This window comes from Pseudomonas sp. 24 E 13 (genome assembly GCF_900004715.1).
Taxonomy (GTDB): Bacteria; Pseudomonadota; Gammaproteobacteria; order Pseudomonadales; family Pseudomonadaceae; genus Aquipseudomonas; species Aquipseudomonas orientalis_A.
The window spans coordinates 2,260-18,705 of sequence record NZ_CVTO01000137.1 but is presented as its reverse complement, the minus strand read 5'-3'; the positions used below and the strand labels follow the sequence as shown (position 1 = coordinate 18,705).

13 protein-coding genes are annotated in these 16,446 nt (G+C 60.8%); 5 read left to right on the top strand and 8 right to left on the bottom strand.

What is annotated here, in order from left to right; all coding sequences use genetic code 11:
* The first annotated feature begins 51 nt into the window (after positions 1-51).
* Complete coding sequence (locus BFP90_RS18355; protein WP_065893878.1) at positions 52-627, top strand: DUF6436 domain-containing protein; 576 nt, start codon at positions 52-54, stop codon at positions 625-627.
* Between the two features lie 27 nt (positions 628-654).
* Entirely contained in the window at positions 655-3,009 is a 2,355-nt protein-coding gene (locus BFP90_RS18350) for a penicillin acylase family protein (RefSeq protein WP_065897657.1), read from the top strand.
* A 108-nt stretch (positions 3,010-3,117) separates the two neighbouring features.
* Here BFP90_RS18350 and BFP90_RS18345 read toward each other — a convergent pair whose 3' ends face one another.
* The gene (locus BFP90_RS18345) at positions 3,118-4,128 is read right to left on the bottom strand and encodes a GlxA family transcriptional regulator (RefSeq protein WP_065897656.1); all 1,011 of its coding nucleotides are present in this window, start codon (positions 4,126-4,128) and stop codon (positions 3,118-3,120) included.
* 271 nt (positions 4,129-4,399) lie between these two features.
* Here BFP90_RS18345 and BFP90_RS18340 point away from each other — a divergent pair, with 271 nt between their 5' ends.
* Complete coding sequence (locus BFP90_RS18340; protein WP_065897655.1) at positions 4,400-5,041, top strand: HD domain-containing protein; 642 nt, start codon at positions 4,400-4,402, stop codon at positions 5,039-5,041.
* 69 nt (positions 5,042-5,110) lie between these two features.
* Here BFP90_RS18340 and BFP90_RS18335 read toward each other — a convergent pair whose 3' ends face one another.
* The 7 genes from BFP90_RS18335 to BFP90_RS18305 all read right to left on the bottom strand — a co-directional run bounded on the left by BFP90_RS18335 (position 5,111) and on the right by BFP90_RS18305 (position 13,449).
* Positions 5,111-5,995 carry an ABC transporter permease subunit gene (locus BFP90_RS18335; protein ID WP_057723417.1) on the bottom strand — a complete coding sequence of 295 codons (885 nt, stop codon included), beginning with the start codon at positions 5,993-5,995 and terminating at the stop codon, positions 5,111-5,113.
* Complete coding sequence (locus BFP90_RS18330; protein WP_065887049.1) at positions 5,992-6,912, bottom strand: ABC transporter permease subunit; 921 nt, start codon at positions 6,910-6,912, stop codon at positions 5,992-5,994. Before BFP90_RS18330 ends, BFP90_RS18335 begins: the two co-directional genes overlap by 4 nt.
* Positions 6,909-8,051 carry an ABC transporter ATP-binding protein gene (locus BFP90_RS18325; protein WP_057723416.1) on the bottom strand — a complete coding sequence of 381 codons (1,143 nt, stop codon included), beginning with the start codon at positions 8,049-8,051 and terminating at the stop codon, positions 6,909-6,911. The genes BFP90_RS18330 and BFP90_RS18325 overlap by 4 nt, the downstream gene beginning before the upstream one ends.
* 62 nt (positions 8,052-8,113) lie before the next feature.
* On the bottom strand, positions 8,114-9,208 hold the full coding sequence (locus BFP90_RS18320) for a polyamine ABC transporter substrate-binding protein (RefSeq protein WP_065897654.1): 1,095 nt from the start codon (positions 9,206-9,208) through the stop codon (positions 8,114-8,116).
* 217 nt (positions 9,209-9,425) lie between these two features.
* Positions 9,426-10,520 carry a polyamine ABC transporter substrate-binding protein gene (locus tag BFP90_RS18315; protein ID WP_065887081.1) on the bottom strand — a complete coding sequence of 365 codons (1,095 nt, stop codon included), beginning with the start codon at positions 10,518-10,520 and terminating at the stop codon, positions 9,426-9,428.
* Between the two features lie 148 nt (positions 10,521-10,668).
* Positions 10,669-12,033 carry an aspartate aminotransferase family protein gene (locus BFP90_RS18310; protein ID WP_065897653.1) on the bottom strand — a complete coding sequence of 455 codons (1,365 nt, stop codon included), beginning with the start codon at positions 12,031-12,033 and terminating at the stop codon, positions 10,669-10,671.
* 57 nt (positions 12,034-12,090) lie between these two features.
* A complete protein-coding gene (locus BFP90_RS18305; protein WP_057723413.1) occupies positions 12,091-13,449 on the bottom strand; it encodes a glutamine synthetase family protein in 1,359 nt (452 codons plus the stop codon).
* 597 nt (positions 13,450-14,046) lie between these two features.
* On the opposite strand from BFP90_RS18305, the gene BFP90_RS18300 reads away from it, so the two are divergent.
* Together BFP90_RS18300 and BFP90_RS18295 are read left to right on the top strand one after the other, a co-directional pair.
* Positions 14,047-15,423, top strand: a complete 1,377-nt coding sequence (locus tag BFP90_RS18300) for a glutamine synthetase family protein (RefSeq protein ID WP_003176781.1) — start codon at positions 14,047-14,049, stop codon at positions 15,421-15,423.
* Between the two features lie 213 nt (positions 15,424-15,636).
* A complete protein-coding gene (locus tag BFP90_RS18295) occupies positions 15,637-16,260 on the top strand; it encodes a TetR/AcrR family transcriptional regulator (protein WP_065893885.1) in 624 nt (207 codons plus the stop codon).
* The last annotated feature ends 186 nt before the right edge of the window (positions 16,261-16,446 follow it).

Below are 16,446 nucleotides of genomic sequence, written 5' to 3'. Positions count from 1 at the left end.
ATCTGTCAGGACAAGCATGGCAAGCTACGCGACCCGCGAGGATACCTCTGAATGCGACAGCCCTACCGCACTGCCTTGTTCACCAGCCTGGTGCTGATTATCTGCGCCGGCGTGCTGTGGGCCGCGTATGACTGGTTCCAGGGCCGTTACCTGCGCGCCTTCAGCGAGCATACGGCGGTGTTTTCCGGGGATGCGCTGCAACTGCCCGCCGCACTCAGCGGCCCTGGCCCGATTCGCCTGGTGCACTTCTGGGACCCGGCCTGCCCGTGCAATGTCGGTAACCAGCAACACCTGGGTGAGCTGATCGAGCACTACGCGCCGCAAGGCGTCGAGTTCTATGCCCTGCAAAAAGCCGGCAGCCACGGCGCCCTGCCGGACAATCTGCGCCGGATGAAAACCCTCGAGGCCCTGCCCGGCGCCGACCAGGTACCGGCCAGCCCGGCCGTGGGCATTTGGGACCGTACGGGCAAGCTCGCGTATTTCGGCCCGTACAGTGAAGGGTTGACCTGCAATGCCGGCAACAGCTTTATCGAGCCGATCCTCAAGGCCCTGCAAGCCGGGCGCGAAATCAACGCCACGCACACCCTGGCGGTGGGCTGCTATTGTTCGTGGCCTGAGCAACCGTAGTCTGTCCATTCTGGGTAAGGAAAGTCGATGAAGCGTGTCTTGCTGGCTCTCGTGGTGCTGGTTGTGCTGGTTGCCCTTGGCGCCGGCGGGTATGTCTACAGCAAGCAACCCGGCCGCCAGGGCACGGTCACGCTGGCGCACCTGCAAGGCTCGGTCACCGTGCGCTACGACGACCGTGGCGTGCCGCATATCCGTGCCGAGAACGAAGCCGACCTGTACCGCGCGCTGGGCTATGTGCATGCCCAGGACCGGTTGTTCCAGATGGAAATCATGCGCCGCCTGGCCCGTGGCGAACTGGCCGAAGTGCTGGGGCCCAAGCTGCTGGAGACCGACAAGCTGTTTCGCAGCCTGCGCATTCGCGAGCGTGCCCTGAGCTACGTCGAGCACATGAACCCTGACTCGGACGCCTGGAAGGCCCTGCAAGCCTATCTGGACGGGATCAATCAATACCAGGCCAGCCACGCCAGCCCGATGGAGTTCGACGTACTGGGCATTCCCAAGCGGCCCTTCACCGCCGAGGACTCCATCAGTGTCGCCGGGTATATGGCCTACAGCTTCGCCGCAGCCTTTCGTACCGAACCGGTGCTGACTTACGTGCGCGACCAGTTGGGCAGCGACTACCTCAAGGTGTTCGACCTGGACTGGCAACCCAAAGGCGCACTCAACCTGACGGCCGGCGATTGGAATACCCTCGGCGCCCTCGCCCGCCTGAGCGAACAGGCCCTGGCCGACAACGGCTTGCCGCAACTGGAAGGCAGCAACGCCTGGGCCATCAGCGGCAACCGTACCAAAAGCGGCAAACCGTTACTGGCCGGCGATCCGCATATTCGCTTTTCGGTGCCGTCGGTGTGGTACGAGGCGCAGCTGTCGGCGCCCGGCTTTGAGTTGTATGGCTATCACAACGCGCTGGTGCCGGTGGCGTTCCTGGGCCACAACCTGGATTTCGGCTGGAGCCTGACCATGTTCCAGAACGACGACCTCGACCTGATCGCCGAGAAGGTCAACCCGGCCAACCCCAACCAGGTCTGGTACCACGGCCAGTGGGTGGACATGAGCAGCAGCGAACAGCAAATCCAGGTCAAGGGCCAGGCCCCGGTCACGCTCGTCCTGCGCCGCTCGCCCCACGGCCCGATCGTCAATGACGTGCTCGGTGAACAGGCCGGCGCCACGCCGATTGCCATGTGGTGGGCGTTCCTCGACACCGAGAACCCGATCCTCGAAGGCTTCTACCAGCTCAACCGCGCCGACACCCTGGCCAAGGCACGCGCAGCGGCGGCCAAGGTATCGGCGCCGGGCCTGAATATCGTGTGGGCCAATGCCAAAGGCGATATCGGCTGGTGGGCGGCGGCGCAGTTGCCGATACGCCCGGCCGGCGTCAACCCGGGGTTCATCCTCGACGGCAGTACCGCCCAGGCCGATAAATTGGGCTTCTACCCGTTCAGCGCCAACCCCCAGGAGGAAAACCCGGCGCGCGGCTATGTGGTCTCCGCCAACGCCCAGCCGGCATCGCCCAGCGGCATGGAAATCCCCGGCTATTACAACCTCGCCGACCGTGGCCAGCAGTTGAATGCGCAGTTGAGCGACAACCGCGTGAAATGGGATGTGAACAATAGCCAGGCCCTGCAACTGGGCACCACCACCGCCTTTGGCCCGCGACTGCTGGCGCCGCTGTTGCCGGTGTTGCGCGAGGTGGTCACAGACCCGGCGCAGTTGAAGCTGGTGGAACAACTGGCAAGCTGGACAGGCGACTACCCACTGGAGTCCACCAGTGCCACCCTGTTCAACCAGTTGCTGTTCAACCTGGCCGATGCGACCTTCCACCCGAAACTGGGCGACGCCCTGTTCAAGACGCTGCTCGGCACCCGCGTGATCGACGCCGCCCTACCCCGCCTGGCCGCCACCGCGGATTCGCCCTGGTGGAATGGCACGCGGGCCGACACCGTCAAGCGAGCCTGGGACAACAGCCTGGCGCATCTGAAAGCCACCTTCGGCGATGACCCGTCCCAGTGGCAGTGGGGCAAAGCGCACACCCTGACCCACGGCCACCCGCTGGGCATGCAAAAGCCATTGGACAAACTCTTCAACGTCGGTCCCTTCGCGGCACCGGGCAGCCACGAAGTGCCGAACAACCAGACCGCCATGATCGGCCCGGCACCCTGGCCGGTGACCTACGGCCCTTCGACCCGCCGCCTGATCGATTTCGCCGACGCGGCCCATGCCCTGACAATCAACCCGGTGGGACAAAGCGGCGTGCCGTTTGATGCACACTACAGCGACCAGGCACAAACCTATATCGAAGGCGGGTACGAGCAAGCGCATTTCAGTGAAGAAGAAATCACGGCGAATACCCGCGGCACTTTGAAACTGTTGCCTGCCAGATAACCGAGTATCACTGGGTCAAAATATGGGAGGGGGTGAGGTGGTCACCTTAACCAGCCTGAAATGCAATCAAATGTGGGAGGGGGCTTGCCCCCGATAGCAGTGGATCAGTCAGCTAATCTTTGCCTGACACTCCGCCATCGGGGGCAAGCCCCCTCCCACATGTACGGCAAAGTTGAGCCTGAACTGCTGCGGCGTCACGCCCAGCCGACGGTTGAACACACTGCGCATGTGCTGGGCATCGCGAAACCCGCATTGATAGGCCACGGTCTTCAGCGGCGCATGAGTGCTTTCAAGCATCACCCGCGCCGCGTCCACGCGTGCCCTCTCGACAAATTCCGCCGGCGTGATCCGCGCTTCACGGGCGAACACCCGGGAGAAATTGCGCGCGCTCATATTGGCCGCCCCGGCCAGGTCGGCAATGCTCAAATCCCCGGTCAGGTTCGCCAGCACGTACAACTGCACCAGCGCCACCGCCGAGGTGGCTTCGGCATGGGGCGTGAGGAACGGACTGAACTGCGACTGGCCGCCCGAACGCTGGGTAAACACGACCAGGCGCTTGGCCACGCTCAATGCGACTTCCGGGCCGTGGTCCTGGGCCAGCAGGTACAGCGACAGGTCGATCCCCGCCGTGACCCCGGCCGAGGTGTAGAGGTTGCCGTCCTGCACATACAAACGATCGGCCTCGACCTGTGCCGAGGGGCACAACCGGGCCAGGTCGGCGGCGTCACCCCAATGGGTGGTGACGGTTTTACCGTCCAGCAGGCCGGCGCGGGCCAGCATGAAGGCGCCGTTGCAGATCGAGCCGAAGCGCTGTGCCCTGGCAGCGGCGCCGCGCAGCCAGTCATCAAAGCGGGGGCCGAAATCTTCAAAGGGCAACTGCGGACCACCGGCGACCAGCAGCAGGTCGTAGGCTTGCAGGGCTTCGCTGTAGTGCTTGTGCGCCTGCAAGGACAAACCGTTCGAGCACGCCATAGTGCCGTGGCCGAGGCCAATGACCTCCAGGCGGTAATGCGCTTCGGGCGCCAGGAAGCGGTTGGCCTCGCAGAACACATCCATCGGCCCGGTCACATCCAGTGACTGGACGCCGGGGAAGATCAGGATGGCGACGGTTTTGCTCATGGTCAGACACGCCTTTTTTCTAACTGGATAAACACAAATCCCCTGTGGGAGGGGGCTTGCTCCCGAATGCAGAATGTCAGTCACTGCATCTGGTACTGACCCACCGCTATCGGGAGCAAGCCCCCTCCCACATTTGGATCTTCGCAGGCACAACCCTAGCTGATTTGAGCATGGCACGATGTATAGCCAAATTGGCCGGGATCACTCCCTCGCCGCAATAGCCCTTGCGCGGGTGCACGACCAGACTGGAGCTTTCCAGAGGAGAGCCACCATGAGCACCACCATCGCCGGTATCAAAATCCCCGACAGTGCCCTGGCCAGGGCCACCACCGAATACATTCGCGACATTGAGTCAGACCTGCTCTACCACCACTCGCGCCGGGTGTTCCTGTTCGGCGCTTTGAGCGGTGAGCGCAAGCAACTGGCCTACAACCCGGAGTTGCTGTACGTCGGTGCGATGTTCCACGATCTGGGTTTGGTTGAAGGTCATCGCAGTGACAACGAACGTTTCGAAGTGGACGGCGCCAACGCGGCCGCCGCCTTTCTCAAGCCGTATGGGCTGAGCGACGACGATATCGAACAGGTGTGGCTGTCCATCGCTCTGCACACCACGCCGGGCGTACCGCAGCATTTGCGCCCTACCGTGGCGCTGGTGACTGCCGGGGTGGAGATGGATGTGCTGGGCATGGACTACGCCGCATTCAGCACGGTGCAGCGCGAAGCGGTGGTGCATGCGCATCCACGCGTTGAGGGGTTCAAGGAATGCATCATCTGCGCGTTCGCCGACGGCTTGCGCCATCGCCCGCAGACCACGTTTGGCAACGTGAAGACCGATGTGCTGGTGGATCAGGAGCCGGGGTTCAGGCCGATGAACTTTGTCGAGGTGATTCGCCAGTCGCCGTGGTCAGCTTAACCAGCCTGAAATGCAATCAAATGTGGGAGGGGGCTTGCCCCCTCCCACATTTTGATCCGGTTCCGGCAGTTAGACCGGTGCCGGGGCGCGGCGCTTGTCCGGCTGCTGCCAGCCATCCGCTGCGGCTTCTTCGATGGCTTGCTGGATGGCCTTCTTGCGGTGTTCTTCGGCACGGCGGCTGAAGAACCACACCAGGAAGGTCACCAGCGACACCGCCAGCAGGATCAGGCTCGCCACCGCGTTGATCTCGGGCTTGACCCCAAGGCGCACCGCCGAGAACACTTCCATCGGCAAGGTGGTCGAACCCGGGCCCGACACGAAGCTGGCCAGTACCAGGTCGTCCAGGGACAGTGCGAACGACATCATGCCGCCCGCCGCCAGCGATGGCGCGATCATCGGGATGGTGATCAGGAAGAACACCTTCCACGGCCGTGCGCCCAGGTCCATTGCCGCTTCTTCGATCGACAGGTCCAGCTCACGCAGGCGCGCCGACACCACCACCGCCACATACGCCGCGCAGAATGTCGTGTGGGCGATCCAGATAGTGACGATGCCACGCTCCTGAGGCCAACCGATCATCTGCGCCATGGCCACGAACAGCAGCAACAGCGACAGGCCGGTAATCACCTCCGGCATCACCAGCGGCGCCGTGACCAGGCCGCCGAACAGCGTGCGGCCCTTGAACTGGCTGATGCGCGTCAGCACGAACGCCGCCAGCGTCCCCAGCGCAACGGCCGCCACCGCCGTGTAGCAGGCAATTTCCAGGGAACGCGCCACCGAGCCCATCAACTGGGTGTTGTCCAGCAGGCCCACGTACCACTTGATCGACCAGCCGCCCCACACCGTCACCAACTTGGACTCGTTGAACGAGTAGATCACCAGGATCAGCATCGGCAGGTAAATGAACAGCAACCCCACGACCAGCATGAAGCTGGAGAAACGAAAGCGCTTCATATCTTGCCCTCCAGCTCTTTGGCCTGGCTGCGGTTGAACAGGATGATCGGCACGATCAGGATCGCCAGCATCACCACCGCCAGGGCGGACGCCACCGGCCAGTCACGGTTGTTGAAGAATTCCTGCCACAGCACTTTACCGATCATCAGGGTTTCCGGGCCGCCGAGCAGTTCAGGAATCACGAACTCGCCCACCACCGGGATAAACACCAGCATGCACCCGGCGATGATGCCGTTCTTGGACAGCGGCACGGTGATTTTCCAGAAGCTGTTGAAGGTGCTTGAGCCCAGGTCCGACGCCGCTTCCAGCAGGCTCTGGTCGTGTTTGACCAGGTTGGCGTACAGCGGCAGGATCATGAACGGCAGGTACGAATAGACCACGCCGATATACACCGCGATGTTGGTGTTGAGGATCTGCAGCGGTTCGTTGATCAACCCCATGGACATCAGGAAGCCGTTGAGCAAGCCGTTGTTGCTGAGGATGCCCATCCACGCATAGACGCGGATCAGGATCGCAGTCCAGGTCGGCATCATGATCAGCAACACCAGCACGGTTTGCATTTCCTTGCGTGCGGTGGCGATGGCGTAGGCCATCGGATAGCCGATCAGCAGGCACAGCAGCGTGCTGAAAAAGGCCATCTTCAGCGAGCCCAGGTACGCGGCGATGTAGAGCTCGTCGCCCGCCAGCAAGCTGTAGTTGGCCAGGTTCAGCACCACTTGCAGCTTCTGCTCAACGTAGGTGTAGATCTCGGTGTAGGGCGGGATCGCCACATCGGCTTCGGCAAAGCTGATTTTCAACACGATGAAGAACGGCAGTGCGAAGAACAGGAACAGCCAGAGGAAGGGAATCCCGATGACCACCTGCTTGCCATTGGGGATTATGCGATCCAAGCGCCGCTTGAATTTCTTCATGTTCATGAGCGCAGTACCACGCCGCTGTCGTCTTCCCACCATACGTAGACCTGGTCACCCCAGGTCGGCCGCTGGCCACGGCGCTCGGCGTTGGCGACGAAGGACTGCACCAGCTTGCCGCTCGGCAGTTCCACGTAGAACACCGAGTGGCCGCCCAGGTAGGCGATGTCGTGCACCTTGCCGCTGGACCAGTTGTGCTCGCAGGTCGGCATTTGGGTGGTGACCAGCAGTTTTTCCGGGCGAATCGCGTAGGTCACCGACTTGTCTTCCACCGAGGTGGCGATGCCGTAGCCCACGTAAATGTCGCGGTCCAGGTCCGGGCACTTGAGCACGGCGTGGCCTTCGGCGTCGTCCACCACCTGGGTGTCGAAGATATTGACGTTGCCGATGAACTCGCACACCAGGCGGCTGGTAGGCGTTTCGTAGATGTCGATCGGGCTGCCGATCTGGGCGATCCAGCCCAGGTGCATGATCGCGATACGCTCGGCCATGGTCATGGCCTCTTCCTGGTCGTGGGTCACCATCACGCAGGTCACGCCGACGCGTTCGATGATCTCCACCAGCTCCAGTTGCATCTGCGAGCGCAGCTTCTTGTCCAGCGCCCCCATCGGCTCATCGAGCAGCAGCAGTTTCGGACGCTTGGCTAGGGAGCGGGCCAATGCCACACGCTGGCGCTGGCCACCGGACAGCTGGTGCGGCTTGCGCTTGGCGTACTGGCTCATCTGCACCAGCTTGAGCATCTCGGCCACGCGGGCATCCACTTCGGCCTTGGGGATTTTGTCCTGTTGCAGGCCGAAGGCGATGTTCTGCGCCACGGTCATGTGCGGAAACAAGGCGTAGGACTGGAACATCATGTTGATCGGCCGCTCATAGGGCGGCATGTCGGTGATGTCCACACCATCAAGGTAGATGCGACCTTCAGTCGGGCGTTCGAAGCCTGCCAGCATGCGCAGCAGGGTGGACTTGCCCGAACCCGATCCGCCGAGCAAGGCGAAGATCTCGCCTTTCTTGATTTCCAGGGACACATCGTCCACGGCAATCGTCTCGTCGAACTTCTTCGTGACCCGGTCGATTTTGACCAGCACCTTCTTCGGTGTCTGGTCGCCCTCGAGGGCTTTCTTATAGGCGCCGGAGGCAACTGCCATTTACGAAACTCCCAACAAATTTGCAGTTCGCCCCAGGTGAGCGAACTTGGATAGTTTGAGCCTTACTTGCCCGTCTTGACCTTGGTCCAGCTACGGGTCATTAAACGCTGCACGGTCGGGGGCAGCTCGCCGTTGACGAATGTCCGATCGAGTACCGCCTGCGGTGGGTAAACCGCTGCGTCGGTGCGTATCGATTGCTCCATCAGTGAGTCCGACCCTGGGTTGGGGTTGGCGTAACCGACGTAATCACTGACCTGGGCGATCACCTCAGGTTGCAGCAAATAGTTGATGAACGCGTGGGCTTCCTTGACGTTGGTGGCGTCCTTGGGGATCGCCAGCACGTCAAACCACAGGTTGCCGCCTTCCTTGGGAATCGCGTAGGCGATGTTCACGCCTTTGCCCGCCTCGGCGGCACGTGCCCTGGCCTGGAACACATCGCCGGAAAACCCGGCGGCCACGCAGATATTGCCGTTGGCCAGGTCCGAGATGTATTTGGAGGAATGGAAGTAGGTCACGTAGGGGCGGACTTTGAGCAACTTCTCCTCGGCCTTCTTGTAGTCGGCCGGGTTGGTGCTGTTCGGGTCCAAGCCCATGTAGTTGAGGACTGCGGGCAGCATTTCATCCGCCGAATCCATGAATGAAACACCGCAGCTGGCGAGCTTCTTCATGTTTTCCGGCTCGAACAGCACGGCCCAGGAGTCGATTTTGTCGACGCCCAGCACCTCCTTCACCTTATCGACGTTGTAACCGATGCCATTGGTGCCCCACAGGTACGGCACGGCGTACGCATTGCCCGGATCGTTTTTCTCAAGGCGCTTGAGCAACGCCGGGTCGAGGTTGGCGTAGTGGTTCAGCAATGACTTGTCGAGCTTCTGGAACGCCCCGGCCTTGATCTGCTTGCCCAGGAAGTGGTTGGACGGCACCACCACGTCGTAGCCGGTACGCCCGGCGAGCAGCTTGCCTTCCAGGGTTTCGTTGGAATCGAACACGTCATACACGGGCTTGATGCCGGTGGCCTTTTCGAAATTGGCCAGGGTGTCGGGGCCGATGTAGTCCGACCAGTTATAAACATGCACAGTCGGTGCGGCCTGCACGCTGACAGCCAGCGTGATACCTGCACCCACCAGCAAGGCTTTGCGAAATAAAAAAATTGGCAAGTGGAGGTCCTCTTAAATAGTTGGGCCCAAGTTGTTGCCCGGCAACAAACCGGCGCGCAACTTACCCTCGATAAACCGATCCGGCAAAAACTTTCTGTCATTTAACTGTAGGAGCGAGCTTGCTCGCGAAGGTCGTCAACGCTCATGCGGGGCATCAGGCACCCCGCAGCGCTCTTGAATTTTTCGCGAGCAAGCTCGCTCCTACAGGTTTTGTGCGTTACTTGCCCGATTTGATCTTGGTCCAGCTGCGGGTCATTTCACGCTGGGTTGCAGCCGGCAGGTCGGCAATGGCGTAGAGCTTGGCCTGCACGTCCGCTGGTGGGTAGATGCCCGGGTCGCTGGTGATGTCTTTGTCGACCAGTGCGGTGGCTTTCTCGTTACCGTTCGGGAAACGCACGCTGTTGGTGATCGAAGCCATCACTTCCGGCTTGAGCAGGTAGTTCATGAACGCGTAGGCGGCTTCGACGTTTTCAGCATCTTTCGGGATGGCGACCATGTCGAAGAAACTGCCGGCGCCTTCTTTCGGAATGTCGTAGGCCACCTTGACCTTGCCACCGGCTTCAGCCGCACGGGACTTGGCCTGCTGGATGTCACCCGAGTAACCCACGGCCACGCAGATGTTGCCGTTGGCCAGGTCCGAGATGTACTTGGACGAGTGGAAGTAGCCAATCGAAGGACGGATTTTCAGGAACAGGTCTTCGGCTTGCTTGAGGTCGGCTTTCTTCTGGGTGTCGGTCGGCAGGCCCAGGTAATGCAGCGCAATCGGCAGCATTTCGGTCGGCGAATCGAGGAAGCTCACGCCGCAGCTTTTCAGCTTGGCGATGTTTTCCGGCTTCATCAGCACATCCCACGACTCGATCTTGTCCACGCCCAGCGCGGCCTTGACCTTCTCCGGGTTGTAGCCGATACCGATCGAGCCCCACATGTACGGGAACGCGTGCTTGTTGTCCGGGTCGCTGACCGACACGGCCTTGAGCAGCGATTTGTTCAGGTTGCTGTACTCAGGCAGCTTGGACTTGTCCAGCTCCTGGTACACGCCGGCCTTGATCTGCTTGGCCAGGAAGTTGTTCGACGGTACGACGATGTCATAGCCGGACTTGCCTGCCAGCAACTTGGCTTCCAGGGTCTCGTTGCTGTCGAACACGTCGTACACCACCTTGATGCCCGACTCCTTTTCGAAGTTGGCGATGGTGTCCGGTGCGATGTAGTCGGACCAGTTGTAGACGTGCAGGACTTTATTGTCCGCCTGGGCCACGCCCGCCATTGCGCCCATCAGGGACAAGGCGAGGAGGGTCTTGCCAGCGTTTTTCAAACCTAATGCCTTCATTGGATGATGCTCCGATTTTTCTTTTTGGGCCGCACGTAGTAAATGTTTCGGGCCCAGCCAAAGGGCAACAAAACAGGACGACAGTCTGGCAAGTTCGGGGGCCCCCTTTCAACCGGCCCCCACATTTATCTACTCAGTCCTGCAATGCCGCCAACGTCAGGTCCAGGCACTGGCGGGCCTTGGTCACCAGCTCGTCGATTTCAGCCTTGCTGATCACCAGCGGCGGCGAAATGATCATGGTATCGCCCACGGCGCGCATGATCAGGCCGTTTTCGAAGCAGAAGGTTCGGCAAATCATGCCGGCGCCCTTGCCTTCGTAGCGCTTGCGCGTGGCCTTGCCCTGCACCAGCTCGATCGCACCGAGCATGCCCACACCGCGCACTTCACCCACCAGTGGATGGTCGGCCAGTTCCCGCAGACGTTTCTGCAAATACGGTGCCGTTTCTTCATGCACGCGACTGACGATTTTTTCATCGCGCAGGATGCGGATGTTTTCCAGGGCCACCGCCGCCGCCACCGGATGCCCGGAGTAGGTGAAACCGTGGTTGAAATCGCCGCCTTCGTTGAGCACGGCCACCACGTCGTCGTGCACGATCAGGCCGCCCATGGGGACGTAGCCGGACGTCAGGCCCTTGGCGATGGTCATCATGTGTGGCTTGAGGTCGTAGAAATCGCTGCCGAACCACTGCCCGGTACGGCCGAAGCCGCAGATGACTTCGTCGGCGACAAACAGGATGTCGTACTTGGCGAGGATTTCCTTGATGCGCGGCCAGTAGCTGTCAGGCGGCACTATTACGCCACCGGCGCCCTGGATCGGCTCGGCAATAAAGGCACCGACGTTGTCCACGCCCAGTTCCAGGATCTTCTCTTCCAACTGGTTGGCGGCCCAGATCCCGAATTCTTCAGGGCTCATGTCGCCGCCTTCGCCAAACCAGTACGGCTGGGCGATGTGGGTGATGCCCGGGATCGGCAGGTCGCCCTGCTCATGCATATAGGTCATGCCGCCCAGGCTGGCGCCGGCCACGGTGGAACCGTGGTAGCCATTCTTGCGGCTGATGATGATTTTCTTGTTCGGCTGGCCCTTGATCGCCCAGTAGTGGCGGACCATGCGCAACATGGTGTCGTTGCCTTCGGAGCCGGAACCGGTGAAGAACACGTGGTTCATGCCGGCCGGTGCGACGTCGGAAATGACTTTGGCCAATTCGAGTACCGGCGGGTGGGCAGTCTGGAAGAACAGGTTGTAGTACGGCAGTTCTTTCATCTGTTTGGCGGCGGCGTCGGCCAGTTCATCGCGACCGTAACCGATCGCCACGCACCACAGGCCGGCCATGCCGTCGAGGATCTTGTTGCCTTCGCTGTCCCACAGGTAAACGCCGTGGGCTTTGGTGATGATCCTTGGGCCTTTCTCTTTCAATTGCTTGAAGTCGCTGAACGGCGCGAGGTGGTGATCATTGCTCAAGGCTTGCCATTCACGGGTTTGCGGGTTGTTGCTGGACATACCGATCTCCTGGAATTTTCGGTGAAGGGCGCGCCATGTGAAGGCGCGCCCGGCGCATCAGACGGCGAAGAGCAGGAATTCCCGCTCCCACGAACTGATCACGCGCTTGAAGTTTTCATGCTCAGCCCGCTTGACCGCGACGTAGCCTGTGATGAATTTCTGCCCCAGGTATTTTTCGATGGTCTTGCTGTTTTCCATGCGTTCCAGGGCGTCCTCGATGGTCAGCGGCAGGCGCAGGTTGCGCCGCTCGTAACCACGGCCCACCACGGGTGCGCTCGGGTTATGGCCTTCGACCATGCCGATGTAGCCGCACAGCAAACTGGCGGCAATGGCCAGGTACGGGTTGGCGTCGGCGCCCGGCAAGCGGTTTTCCACGCGGCGGTTCTGCGGCCCGGCATCCGGTACGCGCAGGCCCACGGTGCGGTTTTCTTCACCCCATTCCACGTTCACCGGCGCCGAGGTGTCGGGCAGGAAGCGGCGGAATGAATTCACGTTGGGGGCGAATAAAGGCAACAACTCGGGGATGAATTTCTGCAGGCCGCCAATATGGTTGAGGAACAGCTGGCTCATGCTCCCGTCTTCGTTTGAGAAGACGTTCTTGCCGGTGGCGATGTCGATGATGCTCTGGTGCAGGTGCATCGCGCTGCCGGGCTCGCCGGTCATGGGCTTGGCCATGAAGGTGGCGGCCACGTTGTGCTTGAGCGCGGCTTCACGCATGGTGCGCTTGAACACCAGGATCTGGTCGGCCAGGGACAGCGCATCGCCGTGACGGAAGTTGATTTCCATCTGTGCGGTGCCGTCTTCGTGGATCAAGGTATCGAGGTCCAGCTCCTGCAGTTCGCACCAGTCATAGACGTCTTCGAACAGCGGGTCGAATTCGTTGGCGGCTTCTATAGAGAAGGACTGGCGCCCCGTCTCCGGGCGACCGGAACGGCCAATCGGCGGTTGCAGCGGGAAGTCCGGGTCTTCGCAGCGCTTGGTCAGGTAGAACTCCATCTCCGGCGCCACGATAGGCTGCCAGCCACGGTCGGCGTAGAGCTTGAGGACTTTCTTGAGTACGTTGCGCGGCGACAGCTCGATCGGGTTGCCTTGCTTGTCGTAGGTGTCGTGGATCACCTGGGCGGTCGGCTCGATGGCCCAGGGCACCAGGAATACCGCGTTCTGGTCGGGGCGGCAGATCATGTCGATGTCGGCCGGGTCGAGCAATTCGTAATAGATGTCGTCTTCGACATAGTCGCCGGTCACGGTCTGCAACAGAACGCTTTCGGGCAGGCGCATGCCTTTTTCGGCGATGAACTTGTTGGTCGGCGAAATCTTGCCCCGGGTGATGCCGGTGAGGTCGCCAATCATGCATTCGACTTCTGTGATCTTGTGGTCTTTCAACCAATCGGTGAGCTGGTCGAGGTTGTTACTCATAAATGCCTCTGGGCTGGGTTTCCTGGCATCCGTTAAAGGCCAGGCGTTGGTTGACGCAGCATCCGCGTCGTGTGTTCATTCAGGGTAGGAGCTTACCTGCCATTTGCTGCAACGTTGCATTCCTCACGCCAAAGTTGTGCGCAATTTTGATCGGCGAGGTGGACAAGGGCTTGTCAGTGGCGGATGAGATGGCAAAGAAGAGGCCGGACCGGCCGTCAAGAATATTAGCCGGTGCGCGAGCATTGACGCGGGACGAAAGGACTGCGGACAACGCCCGGTTCAAGCAGGCATAGACACCCAATGGTGGCAGGTGAAACATGAAGCACCCCGATATTATTGCTGTTATGGGTTTGAATCGAGCTTAGCCTTGTTCATTTTCTTACACAACACCCCCGTAAAAAATACAACACGGCCCGCTCAAGCCGGCTGGTCCCAAGACCCTGAAACCCAAAAAACCGCTCTAAAAAGCCCCAAAAAAGGCGCCACGGCGCTTTTTTAGGGCAAAAAAGGCCTCGCTTGACTTCGGCATGCCGTTCGGGTTGACTGAAACCAGAAAAGATCAATGATTGATATTTTTAACAACAAAGGTGTTGCATCATGTCGGTACCCCCGCGTGCCGTTCAGCTTAACGAAGCGAACGCGTTCCTTAAGGATCATCCTGAGGTTCTGTACGTAGACCTTCTAATTGCGGATATGAATGGTGTGGTGCGCGGCAAGCGCATCGAACGCACCAGCCTCCACAAGGTTTACGAGAAGGGCATTAACCTGCCTGCCTCTTTATTTGCCCTGGATATCAATGGCTCGACGGTGGAAAGCACCGGCCTGGGCCTGGACATCGGCGATGCTGACCGAATCTGTTATCCAATCCCCGACACCCTGTGCAATGAACCCTGGCAAAAGCGCCCTACCGCGCAACTGCTGATGACCATGCACGAACTTGAAGGTGAACCCTTCTTCGCCGATCCACGCGAAGTACTGCGCCAAGTGGTGAGCAAGTTCGACGACATGGGCCTGACCATCTGCGCCGCCTTCGAGCTTGAGTTTTACCTGATCGATCAGGAGAACGTGAACGGCCGCCCTCAACCGCCGCGCTCGCCGATCTCCGGCAAACGCCCGCATTCGACACAGGTCTACCTGATCGACGACCTCGACGAATACGTCGACTGCCTCCAGGACATTCTGGAAGGTGCCAAGGAGCAAGGCATCCCGGCCGATGCCATCGTCAAGGAAAGTGCCCCGGCGCAGTTCGAAGTGAACCTGCACCACGTGGCCGACCCGATCAAGGCCTGCGACTACGCGGTACTGCTCAAGCGCCTGATCAAGAACATCGCCTACGACCATGAGATGGACACCACCTTCATGGCCAAGCCTTACCCAGGCCAGGCAGGCAACGGTTTGCACGTGCACATCTCCATTCTGGACAAGGACGGCAAGAACATTTTTGCCAGCGAGGATCCCGAGCAGAACGCCGCATTGCGTCACGCGATCGGCGGTGTGCTCGAGACCCTGCCCGCCCAGATGGCGTTTCTATGCCCCAACGTCAACTCCTACCGCCGTTTCGGCGCACAGTTCTACGTGCCGAATTCGCCGTGCTGGGGCCTGGACAACCGCACCGTGGCGATTCGCGTACCGACCGGCTCGTCCGATGCGGTGCGCATCGAACACCGCGTGGCCGGCGCCGACGCCAACCCTTACCTGCTGATGGCTTCGGTATTGGCCGGCGTGCACCACGGCCTGACCAACAAGATCGAACCGGGCGCGCCCGTGGAAGGCAACAGCTACGAGCAGAACGAACAGAGCCTGCCGAACAACCTGCGCGATGCCCTGCGCGAGTTGGACGACAGCGAGGTGATGGCCAAGTACATCGATCCCAAATACATCGATATCTTCGTCGCCTGTAAGGAAAGCGAGCTGGAGGAGTTCGAACACTCCATCTCCGACCTTGAGTACAACTGGTACCTGCATACCGTGTAAGCGGTTGCGATGTTGAAGAAACGCCACAGGCTTGAGGGTCTGTGGCGTTTTTTTTGCGCTGCACTCTCGTTCCCGCGCTCCGCGTGGGAATGCATCAAGGGACGCTCCGCGTCCCAAGAGCAGACGCGGAGCGTCCAGTGAGGCATTCCCACGCAGAGCGTGGGAACGATCCTAGGGTCGCGTACAATGCCCGCTGCCTTGTAGGAGACTTCCATGACAACCGCCGCCCCTCGCAAACCTCGCGCCCGCAGTCAAGCGCGGATCGACGCGATCCTGGACGCCGCCCGCGCCTTGCTGGCGGCCGAAGGCGTGGCCGGTTTGTCGATCTACAGCGTGGCCGAACGGGCGCAGATCCCGCCATCGTCGGTGTACCACTTTTTCGCCAGCGTGCCGGCACTGCTGGAGGCGTTGACGGCCGATGTGCACGCCGCCTTTCGCGCGGCCATCCAGGCGCCCATCGAACACGACTCGCTCAAGACCTGGCGCGACCTGTCCTGCATCGTCGAGCAGCGCATGCTCGCCATCTACAGCCATGACGCCGCCGCGCGCCAGTTGATCCTGGCCCAGCATGGGTTGACTGAAGTGACCCAGGCGGATCGTCAGCATGACCTGGAACTCGGCGATTTGATGCTGGCGGTATTCAACCGCCACTTTGAAGTGCCGACACTACCGAGCGATGTGGATGTGTTCGCCCTGGCGCTTGAATTGAGCGACCGCGTGTATGCGCGCTCGGTGCATCAGCATGGGCAGATTACGCCGCGCATGGCGCAGGAAGGCATGCGGGTGTTTGATGCGTATGTGGGGCTTTATTTGCCGGCTTACCTGCCCAAGCGCTGAGTCTTGTGTTGGCTGGGCCGGCGTCATCGGGGGCATAGGTATCTACACACCTGCGTAGCACCCAACCGTAACCACGATGCGAAGCGAGTCGCTCTTGATCTGGCTTTTGATCTTGGTCTTAGGCGCCCCGTTAAACCACGCTGGCCGAACGCAGGCTTGAATCCGTGGGTAACCCGGCAGGACGCC